1 pseudogene is annotated in these 2,191 nt (G+C 46.3%); it reads left to right on the top strand.

From position 1 onward, the window contains the following. Positions 1-2,054 (top strand): annotated as a pseudogene (locus tag VIP81_RS04895) (vitamin B12-dependent ribonucleotide reductase); the annotation flags it as partial. Positions 2,055-2,191 lie beyond the last annotated feature (137 nt).

The following is a 2,191-nucleotide window of genomic DNA, read 5'->3' as shown; positions in this document are numbered from 1 at the left end:
AGAACAATCTTTTTGACGTAAAAGGATTTGAATATACCGTGAGATTGTGGACGGTGGTACTGGAAATTTCCGTGCTGATGGCGCAATTTCCGTCTAAAGAGGTGGCTCAGCTCAGTTATGAATACCGTACCCTGGGTTTAGGCTATGCTAACCTGGGGTCTATGCTGATGGTGAGTGGAATTGCGTATGATAGTGAAGAGGCTCGCGGTATTGCGGGTGCGCTTTCTGCTATTATGACGGGGATTGCGTATAAAACATCGGCAGAGATGGCTGCTCATCTGGGTGCTTTTCCACGGTATGAGGAAAACAGGGCGGATATGCTCCGGGTGATGCGCAATCACCGGGCAGCGGCCTATGATGCAGCAGATGCTTATGATGGGCTGGAAATAAAGCCCAAAGGCATTGATGCGCGGTATTGTGCGGATTACCTCCTCAAAGCAGCTACCAAAGCCTGGGATGAGGCGGTGAAGCTGGGAGAGCGACACGGCTACCGCAATGCGCAGGCCACTGTGATTGCGCCCACTGGAACTATTGGGTTAGTGATGGATTGTGATACCACCGGCGTAGAGCCGGATTTTGCGTTGGTGAAATTTAAGAAACTCTCCGGAGGTGGTTATTTCAAGATCATCAACCAATCGATTCCCACCGCATTACAAAACCTGGGCTACTCCCCTCACGAAATCAAGGCGATGGTGGATTACGCGAAAGGAACCGGCAGTTTTGCGGGCGCACCCTATATCAATCATCCATCGCTGAGTGAAAAGGGATTTATGGGAGAAGAATTGAAAAAATTGGATGCCGCGGTAGTTTCATCTTTCGACATTTCTTTTGTTTTCAATGTATATACGCTGGGAGAAGAGTGTTTACAGCGGTTAGGATTTAAGGCAGAGGAATATTATAATCTGGAGTTCAGCCTCTTGCATGAGCTTGGGTTTACAGATGAGCAAATAGCTGCTGCCAATGATTTTGTATGTGGGACAATGACGGTAGAGGGTGCTCCTTATCTGAAGGAGGCGCATTTGTCTGTATTTGATTGTGCCAACAAATGCGGGAAGCACGGGGAGCGTTATATCCATCCGCATGGGCATATCAGGATGATGGCGGCAGTGCAGCCATTTATTTCAGGTGCGATTTCCAAAACCATCAATTTGCCAAATGAAGCGGTAGTAGAAGAAATCGCGGATGCTTACCTGATGAGTTGGCAGTTAGGGTTGAAAGCCTGCGCGTTATACCGGGATGGCAGCAAGTTAAGTCAGCCATTGAGCAATAAAAGTGATAAAAAGAAGAAAACGGAGATCGGAGCAACCTCTGCGGAGATGCAGGATTTGAACCAGTTGAGCATAGATGAGTTACTGGAAGAAGTGAATAAGCGGATGTTAGCCAGCAGGGATACTACGCTGAAGCGGCAGTTGTCCAGGATTGTGGAGCGGCAGGCTTTACCATCGAAGCGAGGCGGGTTTACGCAGAAAGCAAATGTAGGTGGACAGGTAATTTTTGTGCGTACAGGAGAATACAATGATGGTACGTTAGGAGAAATATTTATTGATTTGGCAAAGGAGGGTTCGACTTTGCGTAGTTTGATGAACTGCTTTGCTATAGCGGTTTCTGTGGGATTGCAATATGGGGTGCCGTTGGAAGAATTTGTTGATAAGTTTGTATTTACGCGTTTCGAGCCGGCTGGTATGGTGGATCATCCCAATATTAAATCAGCAACATCGTTGATTGATTACATTTTCCGTGTGCTGGGATATGAGTATCTGGGGCGCACAGACCTTGTGCATGTGCTGGACGGGCCGGGTAATACAGGAGAAGATGAGGAAGAAGAGACGTTAACACCTCCTTCACAAATGGGTATAAGTAGTATAGGAAAAACAACAGCGCGTACGCCTAAAACCCAGTCTGTTGGCTCCTTTCAACAGGAAGGTACCACTCAGGATTATTTAAAAAGCATGCAAAGTGATGCACCTGCATGTAATACATGTGGTCATATTACGGTGAGATCGGGAACTTGTTACAAATGTTTGAATTGCGGCAGCAGCATGGGTTGTAGCTGATTGATGTTACAACTTCTTGTTAATGATATGTTATTGTGCCTCTAAAATTTCAAAGAAAAATAACATGCCCTTACCTTTGTATTCAAATAGGGTTTTCATAGGATAGTAACAAATTGAGGGCGCTTTTCTAGGCGCCC

This window comes from Chitinophaga sp. (assembly GCF_036566945.1).
GTDB lineage: Bacteria > Bacteroidota > Bacteroidia > Chitinophagales > Chitinophagaceae > Chitinophaga.
This window is presented reverse-complemented; position numbering and strand designations above follow the sequence as displayed.